This is a genomic window from Deltaproteobacteria bacterium HGW-Deltaproteobacteria-18, assembly GCA_002841885.1.
Lineage (GTDB): Bacteria > Desulfobacterota > Desulfovibrionia > Desulfovibrionales > Desulfomicrobiaceae > Desulfomicrobium.
The window spans coordinates 208,631-225,219 of sequence record PHBE01000009.1; the positions used below are offsets into that span (position 1 = coordinate 208,631).

General features: G+C 59.5%; 13 protein-coding genes and 1 pseudogene. 6 read left to right on the forward strand and 8 right to left on the reverse strand.

Translation table 11 applies throughout. The annotated features are described in order from the left end of the window. Positions 1-33: 33 nt before the first annotated feature. Positions 34-3,240 carry a helicase gene (locus CVU60_10165; GenBank protein PKN41742.1) on the reverse strand — a complete coding sequence of 1,069 codons (3,207 nt, stop codon included), beginning with the start codon at positions 3,238-3,240 and terminating at the stop codon, positions 34-36. On the opposite strand from CVU60_10165, the gene CVU60_10170 reads away from it, so the two are divergent. After that, positions 3,239-3,487: a hypothetical protein gene (locus CVU60_10170; protein ID PKN41743.1), complete on the forward strand. Its 249-nt coding sequence runs from the start codon at positions 3,239-3,241 to the stop codon at positions 3,485-3,487. The genes CVU60_10165 and CVU60_10170 overlap by 2 nt on opposite strands. Before the next feature lie 255 nt (positions 3,488-3,742). Beyond that, positions 3,743-5,890 carry a GTP pyrophosphokinase gene (locus CVU60_10175; protein PKN41744.1) on the forward strand — a complete coding sequence of 716 codons (2,148 nt, stop codon included), beginning with the start codon at positions 3,743-3,745 and terminating at the stop codon, positions 5,888-5,890. 238 nt (positions 5,891-6,128) lie between these two features. On the opposite strand, the gene CVU60_10180 is transcribed toward CVU60_10175, so the two are convergent. From CVU60_10180 to CVU60_10195, 4 genes are read right to left on the reverse strand one after another with little or no spacing between them, the layout of a single operon-like run. Further along, positions 6,129-6,554 carry a peptidylprolyl isomerase gene (locus tag CVU60_10180; GenBank protein PKN41745.1) on the reverse strand — a complete coding sequence of 142 codons (426 nt, stop codon included), beginning with the start codon at positions 6,552-6,554 and terminating at the stop codon, positions 6,129-6,131. Positions 6,555-6,584: 30 nt separating this feature from the next. Further along, the gene (locus CVU60_10185) at positions 6,585-6,944 is read right to left on the reverse strand and encodes a hypothetical protein (protein PKN41746.1); all 360 of its coding nucleotides are present in this window, start codon (positions 6,942-6,944) and stop codon (positions 6,585-6,587) included. Further along, positions 6,937-7,806, reverse strand: coding sequence for a hypothetical protein (locus CVU60_10190; protein ID PKN41747.1), 870 nt, complete (start codon positions 7,804-7,806; stop codon positions 6,937-6,939). Before CVU60_10190 ends, CVU60_10185 begins: the two co-directional genes overlap by 8 nt. 16 nt (positions 7,807-7,822) lie before the next feature. Further along, entirely contained in the window at positions 7,823-9,418 is a 1,596-nt protein-coding gene (locus tag CVU60_10195; protein ID PKN41748.1) for a peptide chain release factor 3, read from the reverse strand. Between the two features lie 192 nt (positions 9,419-9,610). Here CVU60_10195 and CVU60_10200 point away from each other — a divergent pair, with 192 nt between their 5' ends. Beyond that, positions 9,611-9,850, forward strand: a complete 240-nt coding sequence (locus CVU60_10200; protein PKN41749.1) for a hypothetical protein — start codon at positions 9,611-9,613, stop codon at positions 9,848-9,850. A 282-nt stretch (positions 9,851-10,132) separates the two neighbouring features. Continuing rightward, positions 10,133-10,771, forward strand: coding sequence for a hypothetical protein (locus CVU60_10205; protein PKN41750.1), 639 nt, complete (start codon positions 10,133-10,135; stop codon positions 10,769-10,771). Positions 10,772-10,886: 115 nt separating this feature from the next. On the opposite strand, the gene CVU60_10210 is transcribed toward CVU60_10205, so the two are convergent. Continuing rightward, entirely contained in the window at positions 10,887-11,837 is a 951-nt protein-coding gene (locus CVU60_10210; GenBank protein PKN41751.1) for an EamA family transporter, read from the reverse strand. A gap of 111 nt (positions 11,838-11,948) precedes the next feature. Between CVU60_10210 and CVU60_10215 the strand changes: the two genes are divergently transcribed. After that, on the forward strand, positions 11,949-13,394 hold the full coding sequence (locus tag CVU60_10215; protein PKN41752.1) for a PLP-dependent aminotransferase family protein: 1,446 nt from the start codon (positions 11,949-11,951) through the stop codon (positions 13,392-13,394). 436 nt (positions 13,395-13,830) lie between these two features. Next, positions 13,831-14,399 (forward strand): annotated as a pseudogene (locus CVU60_10220) (hypothetical protein). 186 nt (positions 14,400-14,585) lie between these two features. On the opposite strand, the gene CVU60_10225 reads toward CVU60_10220, so the two are convergent. Both CVU60_10225 and CVU60_10230 read right to left on the reverse strand, forming a co-directional pair. Beyond that, positions 14,586-15,332, reverse strand: a complete 747-nt coding sequence (locus CVU60_10225) for an rRNA methyltransferase (protein ID PKN41753.1) — start codon at positions 15,330-15,332, stop codon at positions 14,586-14,588. A gap of 9 nt (positions 15,333-15,341) precedes the next feature. Next, positions 15,342-16,442: a redox-regulated ATPase YchF gene (locus CVU60_10230; protein PKN41754.1), complete on the reverse strand. Its 1,101-nt coding sequence runs from the start codon at positions 16,440-16,442 to the stop codon at positions 15,342-15,344. Positions 16,443-16,589 lie beyond the last annotated feature (147 nt).

Below are 16,589 nucleotides of genomic sequence, written 5' to 3' on the forward strand. Positions count from 1 at the left end.
GGGGGAGGGCCCGTGCCTTTCCCCCCAAGGTTTCTAGATTTCGAAGAGCATTTCAAGATCCGAGCGGGTCAGGCTCTTCCAGGCAGACTGACCGGGGATGATTGAGTCGGCGATGCCTTTCTTGGATTCCTGGAGTTTCAGAATCTTCTCTTCGACCGTGTTCTCGCAGATCATCTTGTAGGCGAAGACCTGACGGGTCTGGCCGATGCGGTGCGTACGGTCGGTGGCCTGATCTTCCACCGCCGGATTCCACCACGGGTCGTAGTGGATGACGTAGTCGGCCGAGGTCAGGTTCAGGCCCGTGCCGCCCGCTTTCAGGGAAATCAGGAAGATGGGGATCTCGGGCGTGTTGTTGAATTTGTCGACCTGTTCGAAACGGTCCTTCGATGTACCATCGAGGTAACAGAAGGGGATCTCCACCATATGCAGCCAGTTGCGGATGATATGCAGCATCTGCACGAACTGCGAGAAGACCAGCACCTTGTGCCCGTCGTCAATGATGGAGGTGACCAGATCCTTGAAGGCCTCGAACTTGCCGGAAGACAGGTTGGCGTTGAAGCCGGGCATGTCGAGCTTGAGCAGCCTTGGGTGGCAGCAGATCTGACGCAGCTTCAGGAGCGCATCGAGAATGGAGATCTGGCTCTGGCCGATACCTTTCTCGTCCACGTCCTGCAGGACCTGCTCCTTGAGTTTCTTGGCCAGGGCCGAGTAAAGGTCGCGCTGATCGTCCAGCAGGGCGGAGTAGTAGATGTTTTCGATCTTGGGAGGCAGATCCTTGGCCACCTCGTTCTTGGTCCGGCGCAGGATGAAGGGTTTGACCCTGGCTTTCAGATACCCGAGGCTGTCGTCGTCGCCGTCCTTGATGGGCTTGACGAACCCTTTCTGGAAGGATGCCTGGGAGCCCAGGAAGCCGGGCATGAGAAACTCGAACAGGGACCACAGCTCAAGGAGCGTGTTCTCGATGGGCGTGCCCGACAGGCACAGGCGGAAGCGGGCCTGCATCTTGCGCACGCTGCGGGCGGTAATGGTGTTCGGGTTCTTGATGTTCTGGGCTTCGTCCAGAATGACCGCGTTGAATTCGAATTTGAGAAGTTCGTCCAGATCCCGGCGCAGGAGCGCATAGGTAGTGATGATCAATTCCGAGGACTCGATCTTCTTGAACAGGTTTTCTCGCCGCGCGCCATAGATGACCAGGCGTTTCATGTCCGGCACGAATTTCTGCGCTTCGCGTTCCCAGTTGGGCAGGACAGAGGTCGGCACGATGATCAGGTTCGGGCCCTTGTGCCCCTGCTCCTTCATGTACTGCAGGAAGGTCAGGGTCTGGATGGTCTTGCCCAGGCCCATCTCGTCGGCCAGGATGCCGCCGAAGTGGTATTCGCGCAGGAAGTTCAGGTAGCTTACGCCCTGCAGCTGGTACGGTCGCAGGGTCGCGTCCAGGCCCTTGGGCTTCTCGACCTGCTTGATCTCCTGGAAGTCGTTGATCTTGTCGCGCAGGGTGTCCCAGAAACCATCGGAGGTAGTCTCGGGGATGTCCTCGAGGATCTTGTCCAGAACCGGCGCCTCGAAATTCTCGAACCGCTTCTTGGGCGGTTTTTCCGGATCAAGGCCGAGGGCGATGAGCTTGTGGCCGAGCTTCTCAAGCCACGACTCGGGCAGACTGGTGTAGGAGCCGTCTTTGAGCTGCACATAACGCTTGCCCTGGGTCCAGGCTTTCCAGATCTTGTCTATGGGGACGGAGATGTCATCGTACTCGACGTTGATCTCAAGATTGAACCACTTGTCCTCTTCCTGCGTCTCCACCGTGGCCACCACGTTGGGCGGGGTCAGGCGGACCTTGTAGCGGGCCAGATCCTTTTCGCCGTAGACGCGGTAGGCCTCCACCAGTTTGGGATAGGCGTCGAGCAGGAAGGTGATGGCCTCTTCGGGTTCCAGGAACCAGATGGCGCTGCTTCTGGGCTGGAAGTTCATGTCCATGAGGGTGGTCAGGAGCGCTTCCTCTTCTTCCTGATCGCGGCGGATGAGGAAGGATTTGCCCTCGAACTGGTAGCTGCCGGTCTGCAAATCCTGATTCGGGCCCGGCAGGGAGATGTCTCCGTGCTCGGTCTCGTAGATATTCTGGATCTCGAGGGTCAGCAGGCTGCCTTCCTCGTTCAGGAAGAGTTTGGGATTGTAGTTCGCGGGCACGAAAATGGGCTGCATGCGCTCCAGGAATTCTTCCTGCCCGTGCAGGTCCGATGCCGGAATCTGGGTCCAGACGCGGTCCAGAAATTCGGAGATGTCCGCATGGGGGATGATCGGGGGGGAGATCACGAGTTCCTGGATCAGGCTCGGGCGCAGGCCCGTCTGCACCGGGTAGAAGCTGTGCTTGAGACAGACCCACAGGGGCAGATGTCCGTAAAAGGACACGTTCTGGTTCAGGATGGAGAAGGGCACTTTGCCCTCGCGGCCGAGCATGATGTCAAAGGACAGGCCCTCATCGGTGAACTTTGGCCGTAGCTGAAGACGCATGGGAGTGCTCTCGATGCGTACGGGCTGTTCTGATTCTTCCCACAATAGGTAGTATTCGTTCTTTATGGCCCAGAAGAACCAGGTCATGAGCCCGAAGGGAATCTCGACCCTGTGTCCGTAATAGTCGAGATACTGGCCGATCTGTTCCGCAACCTTGGGCAGTTCCGGCGAGATCTCGCACCAGTCCGGATTGCGGATGATCTGTTCAAGAGTCACGGGGTTCTGGACCGTGGACAGGCCCGACTTGTTCTGCCGGGCGCGAAAAAATTCGACCTGCAGGCGTCCGGTCTCGGCGAAGAAACGGTAAATGAAGTAATGATGGCCCGGTTCCGGCTCAAGGGCGGTGGAAAAGAAATAGCGGAAGCTTTGTTTCCATTCGGACTTTATGGGCTGAGCTTCCACCTCGCGCTTGACGTCGAGTTTGGAGAGAAGCCCCAGGGCCGTGGCTGCCACATGGCGGCAGATGCCGGAAAAGGAATCCTGGCAGTTGCAGTAGGAATGGACGGAACCCTGGTCGAGGTTGATGCCCAGTTCCGAGGAATAGGTCTGGAAATCGTCGCCCTGGATCTGGCCTTCAACGTCCCAGGAGTCCTCGTCACGGCGGATGTCGATCTTCTGGATGCCACCGTCGGCAATGAGATATTGGGCCCCGTCGCGGATGTGCTCGGGAATATTGTCAGACAAGAAATTGTGCACGATGCGTTGAATGCGTGCTTCGTCGGAATGGGACATGTTTTGGGTTTATCTCCGTAAAACCGCTTTCGGCGGTGATATGTCAGGGCCTGTCGTCACTTCCGGAGCGTTGGATGCGAAGCACGGCACGGCACAATTGAACCATTTAAACAAATCACAATTCTTTATCAAGAGCTGTAACAATTTGGGAAAGATCTTTTTGAAAATGAGCCGGGAAGCGCTAACTTGCTCAGTTCCCGTGGAAATTCGGATTCGGGAAGTCGGAATTGGCCTCATCTATGGATGAAGTCGTATGACATAATTTAAAACGATTATCCATGTGTATGTCTACCCAAGTTGGCGCCCAAGGTGCGTGGCGTATTTTTAGCGATCAGTCTGCGGCCTCCTGCCGTTGGGGTCGCAACAGTCCAGCCCGGGCTTCGGGGCCTTTGCCTTTTGCAATTGACCCGCGGGGGCGTCAAAGAGAAGTTGACATTTTGAAGTCTGAAGGCCAATTTCAAGCTGGATTTGGTTCCATATCCCCGGGCCTACAGGAAAAAACATGATTCGCATTACCGACATTCTGGACCAGGCGTCCACATATCTCTCCCCGCTGGACGTGGCCCTTATCCAGAAGGCCTATGTCTTTTCCGCCGCCGCCCATGCCGGGCAGATCCGGCTCTCCGGTGAGCCCTATCTCTCCCATCCTCTGGAAGTGAGCAACATCCTTGTGGATTTGCGACTGGACGCGGCGACCATCGTGGCCGGTTTGCTGCACGATACGGTGGAGGATACCGACACTTCCATCCCTCAGATCGTCGAGCTTTTCGGTCCCGAGGTCGGCGCCATCGTCGAGGGCGTGACCAAGATCAGCAAGATGAACTTCGAGTCCAAGGAGCAGGCCCAGGCCGAAAACATACGGAAGATGATCCTGGCCATGGCCGACGATATCCGGGTCATTCTGGTCAAGCTTGCCGACCGTCTGCACAATATCTCCACCCTGGAATTTCAGAAGGAGTACAAGCAGCGCGCCATTGCCCAGGAGACTCTGGGCATCTATGCGCCGCTGGCCAACCGGCTTGGCCTCTACCGCATCAAGGTGCAGCTTGAGAACTATGGCCTGCAGTACATGAAGCCCGACGTGTATGCCCAGATTTCCGAAGGCATCAATCGTTACCAGGACCAGGGTCAGGCCTATATCGACAAGGTCAGCACCATGATCCAGGATATCCTGCTTGAAAACGAGATCAATGGGCGGGTCAAGGGCCGCATCAAGCATATCTATTCCATCTATCACAAGATGAAGCAGCGCGGGCTGACCCTTGACCAGATTTTCGACATGATCGCTTTTCGGGTCGTCGTGAACAATCTGCGGGAATGCTACACGGTGCTGGGGCTGGTGCATTCCCTGTGGAAGCCGGTGCCGGGGAAGTTCAAGGACTATATCTCCATGCCCAAGGCCAACATGTACCAGAGCTTGCACTCCACGGTCATAGGCCCCGAGGGAGAGCGCATCGAGATCCAGATTCGCACCGAGGAGATGCACCAGCTGGCCGAGAACGGCGTGGCCGCGCACTGGTCCTACAAGGAGCGGGGCAGCAAGAAGGCCCAGGACGCCGACCGTTTCAGCTGGTTGCGCCAGATACTTGATTGGCAGGGGGACCTGAAGGATTCCCGGGACTTCATGTCGACGCTCAGCCTCGACCTGTTCCAGGATGAGGTCTATGTCTTCACGCCGCGCGGCCAGGTCAAGGAATTGCCCGAAGGCGGGACCCCTGTGGATTTCGCCTATCTGATCCACACCGAGGTCGGCAATCATTGCGCCGGAGCCAAAGTCAACGGACGCATCGTTCCGCTCAACACTCCGCTCAAGAACGGCGATACGGTGGAGATCATCACCGACGCTTCCCGCAGTCCCAGCCGGGACTGGCTGCAATTCGTCAAATCCGGCAAGGCCAGATCGCGCATCAAGCACTGGATCGGCACCGAGGAGAGGGCGCGCAGCCTGTCGCTGGCCAAGGAACTCCTGGAAAAGGAAGGCCGCCGCATGGGCATCAACGTGGGCAAGGCCATCAAGAGCGGCGATTTCGATCCCGTGGTCAAGGAGTTCTCCTTCCGTCAGCTTGACGACCTGTTTTCCGCCGTGGGTCATGGCCGCATCACCGCCCGGCAGGTGCTCAGGAAGCTTCTGCCCAAAGAGGAGCAGAAAACCGAAGAGCGCAAGTCCGCAGGTCCGGCCACGCCCCAGACCAAGCCCCAGGATCCCGATTCCATCAGCATCCAGGGCGTGGACGGGGTACTCATCCGCTATGCGCAGTGCTGCAATCCGTTGCCCGGAGATCCCATTGTGGGCTACATCAGCCGGGGCCTCGGGGTGACGGTTCACACCCAGGACTGTCCGAATGTGGCCAACATGGAGCCCGAACGCCTGCTTGACGTGAGCTGGGGCGGTCAGGAGGAGACCAAGCCGCTGCCGGCCAAGATCAAGGTCGTCTGCAAGAACCAGCGCGGTGTTTTGGGCCTGGTCAGCGGGCTTCTGGCCAAGGAGGGGATCAATATCGATTCCGGAAAGTTCACATCCGCCGTGGACGGGATGTCGGAGCTTGATTTCGTCATCGAGGTCAAGACCACGACCCAGCTATACGCCATCATCGAAAAATTGCGGAATCTTGAGGAAGTGCAGGAAGTGACGCGGTCTTCGGCGGGCTGAGGCCGGGATGTCCGGCCGGGGCGAGGGATTTCGGGGGAAGCTCGGAATCCCTTTTTTTTGAGGTTTGACGGGTTGTGAACCGGGGGTGCGGAAGAATGCTGGCAAAAGGCATGGATTCCCGTCTTCACGGGAATGACAATGGCGTTGAAGTATCGTTTGGATGAGTTGTCCGCCGTGCTGTCCCTACGTCATCCCCGCGCAGGCGGGAATCCATGCCTTTTGCCTGGAATGCCTGCGTTCAGCCTACGCTGACCAGTTCAATCTCAAAGGTCAGGGCGAATCCGGCCAGGGGGTGGTTGGCGTCCAGGGTGGCTTCGTCGTCATCGACATCGACGATAAGCGCCGGCAGCTCGTTGCCGTCGGGGGAACGCAGCACCAGTTGCTCGCCGACGGCGGGCACGATCTCCGGAGGGAAGGACGTCTTGGGGACGCGGATGACCATCTCTTCGTTGTGCGGGCCGTAGGCCTCTTCTTCCGGGATGGTCACGGTGATGCTCTGGCCGGGCTCAAGATCGACGATGGCTTTTTCAAAGCCGGGGATGACCATGTCCTGTCCAAGGATGATCTCCAGGGGATCGCGCTCCCGGGAGGAGTCGAACTGGGTGCCGTCGTCGAGCGTGCCCGTGTAATGAACCAGTACTTTGGTTCCAGCTGCAAGTGTCATGATTTTTCCTGTGGATTTAAGGTTGCTGGTTTATTTGGACCGCTCGAGTTCCGCAAGCCAGGTTTCAAGGGTATTTGGCTCTCCTGGTTTGTGGTCGTCGGGGTAGAGCAGCGCGGACATGTAGAAGACGCTGCCGATGTCCAGGCTGCGCTTGGCGCTTTGGGAAAACATGTCCAGCCTGTGTTCGATCATGGGGCGTCTTTCAAGGCTCAGCGAATCCAGAAAAGGGGCCGCGTTCGAGGCCAGGCCGGCCAGCAGTTCCGCCTTTCGCTGCATGGCCCCGCGATATCCGGCATCGTCGCCGGCGTTGTGCAGCAGGTCGTGCGCGGTGTTTTCGATGTCCCGCACTTGTCGGATCTGATCACGCAGAAAATTGAGAAAATCACTCATCGGTGCCTCCGAAATCTTGCAGACAGGGTTCAAGACGGGTGTCCATGGGGAAAATGATACCTTCGCCGCGCGCGGTGTAATAGGAGCGCTGCTTGCGCTGGAATCTGCGCACCTGATCCAGGTTCATGCTGCCGATGGGGTCGCACTCCAGCACCGGCGAGCGCTGCGGATTCTTGAGCAGATCCATGACCAGATCCTGGGCGTGAGCGATGGCATCGGCGATAAACGCCTCCTTGCGGGCAAAGGGCAGAAGACCCCGGAACATGCGCAGGGAGCGTTTGTAGGATTTTTCTTCCACCAGATGAAGACTCTGGCGGAAGATTCTTTTTTTGATGGAAAATGGCAACTTTTTCTGCCCCATGGTCAGCACCAGCGACTTGTCGGCCTCGGGATGGGGGATGCGGAAGATGCGCGAGGCCTGCTTGCTGGGCCATTCGACCTGCAGGTCGGCCAGCATCTCTACATAGGTGTGGGCAAATTTGCCCCGTCCGGCGGAGAAGCCGAGTATGTTCGGGACCAGATAGTTGTGCGCGATGACGTCGGCGGCCAGATGGGACAGGTATCCGTATGCATATGCTTGGGTCTGGATGTCTTCGGCCTGGCGCAGGAGGGCCTTGCCCGTGTCCCAGTTGTGGGAATGGGTGGGGGTGAACTTGCTGCCCTTGCCGATGAAAATGTCGGCCGACAGGCATCCGTACAGGAACTGCTCGGGATGGGCCGTCAGCACGGCGGCAACTGTCGGGGCGAGAAGGTGCAGATGGGTCAGCACATGATTGCCGATGGCCATATGCACCCCTGGCCCCCAGGCCAGGGCCTCGCCGGGAAGCAGAATCAGAAGAATGAAAGCAAATAATAAAACCATTGGTCGCCAGCTGGGTTTAGTTCTTTTCCCTTGTGGTGTGAAAGGTGATGTCCGGCCACTGCTCCATGATGTATTCGAGTCTCCAGGTGCTGTCTGCCAGCAGGGCCAAGTTGCCTTCGGAGTCCGTGGCAAGGGAAGAGTGGAGCTCTTTCTGGAAACGTTCGAGGAGCGCCTTGTCGTCCGCCTGCACCCACCTCGCCGCCGACAGGTTGACCGGCGTGTAGATGGCGTCCACGGCATATTCATCTTTAAGGCGTGAAATGATCACGTCAAACTGCAGGACGCCCACCGCGCCAAGGATATATTCGTTGCCGAGCGTGGGGCGGAACACCTGCACCGCGCCCTCTTCGGCCAGCTGCTGGAGGCCTTTCTGCAGCTGCTTGGTCTTGAGCGGGCTTTTCAGGATGACCTTGCGGAAATGTTCGGGGGCAAAGCTCGGGATGCCCGTGAACTTGAGCTCTTCCTTCAGGCTGAAGGTGTCGCCGATCTTGATGGTCCCGTGGTTGTGCAGGCCGATGATGTCCCCGGCGAAGGCTTCCTCAACGCCGGTGCGGTCCTGGGCCATGAAGATGGTGGCGTTACTGATCTGCACGTCCTTGCCGATGCGGTGGTGGCGGATCTTCATGCCCTTCTCGTACTTGCCCGAACAGATGCGCATGAAGGCGATGCGGTCGCGGTGAGCCTTGTCCATGTTCGCCTGGATCTTGAAGACAACGCCCGAGAATTCCTCCTCGAAAGGCGAGACCTCGCGGGTCAGCGTCATTCTGGGGCGGGGGCAGGGAGCCAGCTCCACGAAGGTGTCCAGCATTTCCTGTACGCCGAAATTGTTGATGGCGCTGCCGAAGAAGACCGGAGTCTGGGTGCCTTCCAGATAGCGCTCGACGGAAAAGGGGTTGCCCGCACCTTCGAGCAGTTCCAGGTCCCGGCGCAGGTCCTGCGCCTGCAGGCCGAGCAGTTCATCGAGCTTTGGATCGTTCACGTCGTCGATGACCACGCCCTGCTGGATGCGCCCCCCGTGGGTCGCGGAAAAGAGATGAATCTGCTTCTTGTGGATGGAATAGGTGCCCTTGAATCCCTTGCCCATGCCGATGGGCCAGCTCAAGGGGGCGCATTCGATGCCCAGGTGGCCCTCGATGTCGGCCAGGAGGTCCAGGGGGTCAAGGCCGTCACGGTCGAGCTTGTTGATGAAGGTCATGATGGGCGTGTTGCGCATGCGGCAGACGTCCATCAGCTTCTTGGTCTGGGCCTCGACGCCTTTGGCGCTGTCGATGACCAGGAGGGCGGAGTCCACGGCGGTCAGGACTCGGTATGTGTCTTCTGAAAAATCTTCGTGCCCGGGGGTGTCGAGCAGATTTATGTCGTATCCGCTGTATTCGAACTTCATGACCGAGGTGGTCACGGAGATGCCGCGTTCCTGCTCCATCTTCATCCAGTCCGAGGTCGCGTGGCGGGAGGCCTTGCGAGACTTGACCGTGCCGGCCAGGGTGATGGCTCCGCCAAACAGGAGCAGCTTCTCGGTCAGGGTCGTCTTGCCCGCGTCGGGGTGGCTGATGATGCCGAACGTGCGGCGTTTTTCCACATTCTGTCGTATTTCTCTTGCCAGTGCGCTCATAAACTCTCCAAATGCTGTGTAACCCTGCCTTCAGGGCCTAGGAGGCAGTAGGCGTGATCATGGGAACAGTCAAGGAACCCTCCCGGGCTTTCAAATTCGCGAAAATGCGGATGCACCCTTGACCCTGTCTTCCGCTCTGATATGTTGAACCAAAATAGTGTTCGACCATTCAATCAGTTACGGAGGTGTTCAATGCAGTATTCGGAAAAAGATCTGCCCGTCAGGGTGCATGATGGTGAACTGCTTGTTTTGGATGACGGCAATGAGGTGCGCTGGGAGAGCAATGGCGAAGCCAAGGCAATCTTCATCGGCAGCAGTTTCGAGCCGACGTTCGAGCTTTTTCCAAACCAGACCGAGACGGTGAACGTAGGAGGCAGGAATTTTGTGCTGACCGCATTTTTCGAAGATGCCCTGGAGGTCAAGAAAGCCTGATGCCGCAAGAATCCCCGGGATGACCGGACTTCGGATTTTTGGAGCCGCGGTGCGAATTAAGCGCCTTGTCTTTAGAATGTTGATCAAAGCCTCCGCGCCGTGGGTTTTCGTGTGGGGGCTTTTTGCATGGCATGTCTTCGCAGGGAAGTTCGGAGCAACGGGATGATCAGCTGACGCGGGCGCGGATCCAAATGGAAAATTTCCGGGTTTTCGACGGATCTGGTTGTGGACGGCCGGGTTGTGCCTGGCATAGATGCCACACAACACAAGGAGAGAAAATCCATGATCCGTTGCAGATGCTACATTATAATGATTCTTGTCTTTTGGGCCGGCAGTGCCTTGGCGGCGGAGCCGTTGGGCACGAGCCTGGCCAACATCCAGCGCGCCATTGATCGCAACGATCACGTGCTGCTTGAAAAATATGTCGATCTTCGCGGCATCATAACGCGCGGGGTGGACCGCTTCGTGGCCGACTACGCGGCCAATCCTCCGGGCGGCGAGGGGGACCCGCTCATGGAGATGCTTTCGGGCGGCCTGTCGCGGGAGGCCGACTCGGCGGCGGCCGTGTCCATGAAGATGATGCTCGTGGAAGAGACCAGAAAATTCGTGATCAGGGGGGTGGCCTCCGGGGATTTTTCCGGCAGACCCTCGAAGCAGGCGACCTTGCCCGACGGCGGCCTCTTGGCGATTCTCTTTGCCGACGCCTCCACGGCCCGCAAGGAGCTGCGAGGCCTGCGCGTCAATCCGGCCAAGGGCGACACGGCAACGGCCCAGGCTACGCTGCATGATTTCGGCAGCGAGCGGGACTATCCGGTGCAGATGGCCCTTAAGCTCCAGCCCGAAGGATACTGGAAGGTCACGGATGTGAAAAACATGGCCGACCTGATCCGCAGGGTGCGCAAGGAAGCCGAGGAACGCTAGCAGGACGCCCCAAAACGGCGATCTGCTGCGTCAGCGAAAAAAAGCCAGATCGCTGGTTGTGCGTTCTTGGGTCATGAAGTTTGAACCCGCATGAAGCCCCGCCAATCCCGGGGCTTCATGCTTCCTGCGGCACGGGCAGGGGGCGGCGCAGGTCGCCGAGCTTGATGGCCGCCATGCCCGAGAGCAGCAGGGCGCTGCCCAAGAGCTGAACCGGGGTCAGGGTTTCGCCCAGCAGGAGGAAGGCGAAAATGGCGGTGAAGAGAGGTTCCAACGAGACGATGATGTTGGCCACGCTGGCATCGAGCAGGGAAAGGCTGACGTTGTAGAACCCGTATCCGCCCACCGTGGGGATGGCCCCCAGCAGAATCATCACGGTCCATCCTTCCACGCTGGCGCCGAGCCAGAACATGTCTTTTGGAGTCGTGGCCGAGCCGGGAAGCCATCCTCCCGTAAGATTGGCCAGGAAGAGGAATGTCCCGGCGAAGGCGAAGATGTAGAGCAGGGTGGTCCAAGGGGAAATGCCCCGCTTCGAGGTCACCCGGCCCATGAGGCTGTAGGCCGTATAGCACAGGCCCGTCAGCAGACCCGCAACCACGCCAAGAAGATTGCTCTGCCAGGCCGAGGCATTCAGCGCCCCGGAAATGAGAGCGCACCCGCACAGGCACAGGGCAATGGCCGTAAATTTGAGCGCGCCCAGGCTCTCGCCCATGAATTTCCAGCCCAGAATGGCGGTGTAGGCCACGGAACAGTAAACCATGACTGTGGCCACGGCCGCTCCGTTATGCGCTACCGATATGGCCCAGAAGCCGTTGAAACCGGCCAGCATGAGTCCGAAAATGGCCAGGAAGGGGATGTGGGTCTTGTCGACGCGCAGCAGCCTGCGGTCGAAAAGGAGCATGAGGGGCACAAGGGTCGCGACCACGATGATGTTGCGCCAGCAGGCCAGGACGAGCGGCGGCATGTCGAAATTTACGACCAGGTGGCGGATGAAGATGGATGTCGTGGACAGAAACACGGCCCCGGCGAGGGCGGCGCTGTAGCCTTGGGCGGAACGGGACATGGCCATGGAAAGCTCCTTCTTGTGCTGGATGTGAAGCTGGTCTAGTTGGAAATTGACCCCTTTGTAAGGGTCAATTTTGAACAAAATGAACTAGTCCAATTCAGCAGGAGGAAGGGTATGCGCCTGGCTCTTGATTTTGAATCCCGTGAACCCGTTTACGCCCAGATCAGCCGTCATCTCCGGAGCAGCATCCTGTCCGACAACCTGCGGCCTGGCACCCGGCTGCAGGCGGTGCGGACCCTGGCCGCGAATCTGGGGGTCAGTCGCGGCACGGTGGAGAGCGCCTACGCCGAACTCATGGCCGAGGGTCTCATCACTGCCCGGCAGGGCAGCGGTTTCTACGTGCTCCCCCATGCCCCGGGCGAGGGAAGGAATCCTCCCCTGTCCGGCGGCTGGCCGGCATGGCAGGGGCGCCTCAGCTATGGCGGCTTCGAGGCCATGAGCGCCTATCTGCCGGAGGTCAGCCGGAAAACGGACTGGATCGCCCTTGACGGCGGTGCGTGCGACCCGCGCCTGTTTCCCATGGACGAGTTCCGCAAGCTCTTAAGCCAAGTCATGCGCCGGGACGGGGTGGCCGCCGTGGAGTACGGGGAGATCGCTGGGTACCGCCCCCTGCGCGCGACCCTGGCCCAGGTGCTGGCCAGTCAGGGCATCCAGACGGATGCTGACAGCATCCTGATCACGGCCGGTTCGCAGCAGGCCCTGTCCCTGGTCACCGGGCTCATCCTGTCGCCCGGCGAGACCGTCGTGGTCGAGGGGCCGACCTACGCCGGGGCCCTGGACGTTTTCCGTGCCCGTGGCCTGCGTATCCTGACCGTCGGCGTAGGCGAGGAAGGCATGGATATGCAGGAGTTGGAGGCGATCCTGTCCCGACACAGGGTCGGGCTCATCTACACCATCCCCAATTTTCACAACCCCACGGGCGCGTGTCTGGACGGGCAGCGCCGCAGGCAGCTCATCAGCCTGGCCGGGCGCTTCGACGTGCCCATCCTCGAAGACGATTATGTCGGCGACATCCGCTACGAGGGCAGGGCCCAGCCCACCCTCAAGTCCCTGGACCCCGACGGCCGCGTCATCTACATGAGCACCTTCTCCAAGATGCTCATCCCCGGCCTGCGCGTGGGCTTCGTGGTCGCCGACGGCCCGGTCTACGCCCACCTGCTGCGCTCCAAGCGCTGTCACGACCTGGCTACCTGCAACCTGATTCAGCGCGCCCTGCGCGACTACGTCTCCGTGGGCCGCTACCACGCCCATCTGCAACGTTCCTGCACTCTCTACCGCAGGCGCCGTGACGCCATGCTGGCCGCCCTGGAGCGGCACATGCCCTCCGGCGCAAGCTGGACGCGGCCCAAAGGGGGGCTGTTCATCTGGTTGCGCCTGCCCGAACACATGATGGCCTCGGACCTTCTGCCCAAGGCCTGCGCGCAAGGCGTGATCTTCGCGCCGGGAGGGAATTTTTACCTCGACCCGGCCGAGGGCGAGGGGAGCATGCGGCTCAATTTCGCCTCCAACACGGAAGCGGTGATCGAAGAGGGGGTGCGGCGGCTGGGCAATGCCATGTAGGGGCGAAAAATCTTTTGCCCGAATGAAACCATGATCAACCATGCACGGCCAAACAATGACCCGTAGGGGCGGACCTACGTGTCCGCCCTCTTCCGCGTGTCCGCCCTGATCCATCAACACACCTGAAATCAAGGGGTTTACCAGGACTGGCCGAACACGCAGGTCCGAAGAAGGGCGGACACGCAGGTCCGAAGAAGGGCGGACACGCAGGTCCGAAGAAGGGCGAACACGCAGGCTCGAAGAAGGGCGGACACGCAGGTCCGAAGAAGGGCGAACACGCAGGTCCGCCCCTACGGAAATCGTGTAAATTTTTCGTCTATTCTGTAATCAGAAATCCTGTGTTTGAACGTTGGCAACGGTTGTATGTTGCCAAATGCACGTGGCCGCCCTTGAGCGGGTTTGCCCTGCTGCGCGATGTTCTCACACAGGAGAAAAAATGCCGTACAATCCCAAGATCCATCGTCGTCGATCAATCAGGCTGCAAAATTATGATTATTCCCAACCCGGTACGTATTTCCTGACCATTTGCGTGCAGGACCGGGCGTGTCTGTTTGGCGATGTGGTGGATGGGGAAATGCGGTTGAATGATGCGGGGACCATGGTGACGCGTTGGTATAATGAATTGGCGCAAAAATTTGGCGATGTTGGGTGTGACGCCTGGGTGTGCATGCCCAATCATGTACATTGCATTGTCATGAACACCGGTTCTGTGCGGCCGGATGATGACCCCGTAGGGGCGGCCTGTGTGTCCGCCCTCCTGCATGTCGGTCAGAATTGGGCGAACACGCAGGTTCGCCCCTACGTCGTGTGGTGCAATGGTTTAAAACCATGTCAACAAATGAATATATTCGTGGCGTCCGTCACCATGGATGGCAACCGTTTCCCGGTCGATTATGGCAACGCAATTATTGGGAACACATCGTCCGCGATGAAGCGGAATTGAACCGCATCCGGGAATATATCGTCACCAATCCTGTCCGATGGGAAATGGGCAGGTTGCATCCGGATTATGGTGCTGGGACAGCGCGTGAAGAACCGGCCATGTATGGTCCTGACGGCGTGTGGCGCGTAGACGATGCGGATTGGATGGTGTGATGCCCCGTAGGGGCAGGCCCCTGTGCCTGCCCAATTTTTGGCCAGTACCTGCGCGATTTTGGGGCACAGAAGAAGGGCGGCCACGGGGGGCCGCCCCTACGCCCCCCTGCCCTTGGCGATGCCGACGATCCGTTTCATCTGGCGGCACAGGCCCATGAGCAGGTTGTATTCGTTCAGGCGCGGGTTGATGCGGTTGAAGAAGCGTTTCAGGGGGAGCATGAAATATTCGGGGTTGTCCTTGTTGAGGAAGTCGATCTCGATCAGGGTCTCGCGCAACTGGTTGAAGAGCACTTCCCGCTCTTCGTTGTTTATGTAGCGATCCTTGGGCTGCCCCGCCGTCTTGAAGGGTTTGGTCATGGATTTCTTGAAGCACTCGTAGAGCACGACCATGACCGCCTGACTCAGGTTCAGCGAGGTCAGGTTGTCGGTGGTGGGGATGGTCAGGAGCTGGTTGCAGAGGTCGGTTTCCTCGTTGGTCAGGCCTTTGTCCTCGGGGCCGAAGACGATGGCGATCTTGCCCCCTGCATTGCGCTGTTCGGTGATGCGCGGGGCGGCCTCCTCCGGCGTCTGGATGGCTTGGCGCCAGCCGCCTGTTCTGGCCGTTGTGCCGTAGGAAAAGGAATAGGGCGCCAGCGCCTCGGCCAGGGTCTGGTGGATGCGGACGCTTTCCAGCAGGAGCCCTGCATGATGGGTGGCCAGGGGCAGGGCCTTGTCCAGATCCCAGTTCAATGGGTCCACCAGCACGATCTGGCCGCAGCCCATGTTCAGGCAGGCCCGGGCCACCGAGCCGATATTCTCCGGAAACTTGGGCCTGCAGAGGATTACGTCGATGTTCTCAAGCATCCGGACTCTCTAGACGTTGAAGAGGAAGTGCACCACGTCGCCGTCCTTGAGCACGTACTCCTTGCCCTCGACCCGCAGTACCCCGGCGGCGCGGCATTTGGCCTCGCTGCCGTGCTTGACGTAGTCGTCATAGGCGATGACCTCGGCCCGGATGAAGCCGCGCTCGAAGTCCGTGTGGATCACGCCAGCGCCCTGGGGAGCCTTGCAGCCCTGGTGGATGGTCCAGGCGCGCACTTCCTTGGGTCCGGCCGTGAAGTAGGAGCACAGCCCAAGCATTTCATAGCCCGTGCGGATGACCAGATCCAGGCCCGATTCGCTGACTCCGTAGGAGGCCAGAAATTCCTGCGCTTCCTCGGGGGTAAGCCCGACCAGCTCTTCCTCGATGCGGGCCGAAATTTTTACGGCGCAGGCGCCCCGTGCCGCGGCCAGTTCACGGACTTTGGTAACGAAGTGGTTGTCCTCGGCCAGCGCGGCCTCATCCACGTTCATGCCGAAGATGACCGGCTTGAAGGTGATCAGCAGCAGGTCCTTGCGCAGTTCCGCGCCCAGGTCGCTCCTGAGCTCCTCCATTTCCGAGGCGGGCTTGCCCGTGTTCAGGTGGGCCGTGAGTCGCTGCAAAAGGTCCAGCTGCGGAGCGAGGCGCTTGTCGGCCCTGATTTGTTTGGACAGGCGTTCGGCCTTGCGCTCCACGGCCTGCAGGTCGGCCAGGATCAGCTCCGTGTCGATGACCTCGATGTCGCGGATGGGGTCCACGGATCCGTCCACGTGGATGACGTCGTCGTTCTCGAAGCAGCGCACCACGTGCAGGATGGCGTCGCATTCGCGGATGTTGGCCAGGAACTGGTTGCCTAGCCCCTCACCCTGGCTCGCGCCCTTGACCAGCCCGGCGATGTCGATGAAATCCACCGTGGCCTGGATTATCTTCTGTGAGTTCACCAACTCCAGCAGTTTGGCCAGACGCGAATCCGGCACCGGGACCACGGCCTTGTTGGGCTCGATGGTGCAGAAGGGGTAGTTGGCGCTTTCGGCATTCTGGGCCTTGGTCAGCGCGTTGAAGAGGGTGGATTTGCCTACGTTTGGCAGGCCCACGATGCCTATGCTCAGTCCCATGATATCTCCTTCATTCCCGTCCCGTCAGCAGGGCCGCAAGCGTGGTCCCGTCAGGCGCAGGGAGCGACGCTCCTGCGCAGTGGATTCTTATGCCGGCTGGCGTCTGTATGGTGGGAATGGTTTGCGTGCGAATTGCCCGCGACCGTC

Coding starts and splice junctions, on each gene's coding strand:
- CVU60_10205 (PKN41750.1), top strand. CDS start 10,133: ATGATCCGTTGCAGATGCTACATTATAATGATTCTTGTCTTTTGGGCC.
- CVU60_10190 (PKN41747.1), bottom strand. CDS start 7,806: ATGGTTTTATTATTTGCTTTCATTCTTCTGATTCTGCTTCCCGGCGAG.
- CVU60_10200 (PKN41749.1), top strand. CDS start 9,611: ATGCAGTATTCGGAAAAAGATCTGCCCGTCAGGGTGCATGATGGTGAA.
- CVU60_10210 (PKN41751.1), bottom strand. CDS start 11,837: ATGGCCATGTCCCGTTCCGCCCAAGGCTACAGCGCCGCCCTCGCCGGG.
- CVU60_10225 (PKN41753.1), bottom strand. CDS start 15,332: ATGCTTGAGAACATCGACGTAATCCTCTGCAGGCCCAAGTTTCCGGAG.
- CVU60_10215 (PKN41752.1), top strand. CDS start 11,949: ATGCGCCTGGCTCTTGATTTTGAATCCCGTGAACCCGTTTACGCCCAG.
- CVU60_10195 (PKN41748.1), bottom strand. CDS start 9,418: ATGAGCGCACTGGCAAGAGAAATACGACAGAATGTGGAAAAACGCCGC.
- CVU60_10165 (PKN41742.1), bottom strand. CDS start 3,240: ATGTCCCATTCCGACGAAGCACGCATTCAACGCATCGTGCACAATTTC.
- CVU60_10175 (PKN41744.1), top strand. CDS start 3,743: ATGATTCGCATTACCGACATTCTGGACCAGGCGTCCACATATCTCTCC.
- CVU60_10185 (PKN41746.1), bottom strand. CDS start 6,944: ATGAGTGATTTTCTCAATTTTCTGCGTGATCAGATCCGACAAGTGCGG.
- CVU60_10180 (PKN41745.1), bottom strand. CDS start 6,554: ATGACACTTGCAGCTGGAACCAAAGTACTGGTTCATTACACGGGCACG.
- CVU60_10170 (PKN41743.1), top strand. CDS start 3,239: ATGTTTTGGGTTTATCTCCGTAAAACCGCTTTCGGCGGTGATATGTCA.
- CVU60_10230 (PKN41754.1), bottom strand. CDS start 16,442: ATGGGACTGAGCATAGGCATCGTGGGCCTGCCAAACGTAGGCAAATCC.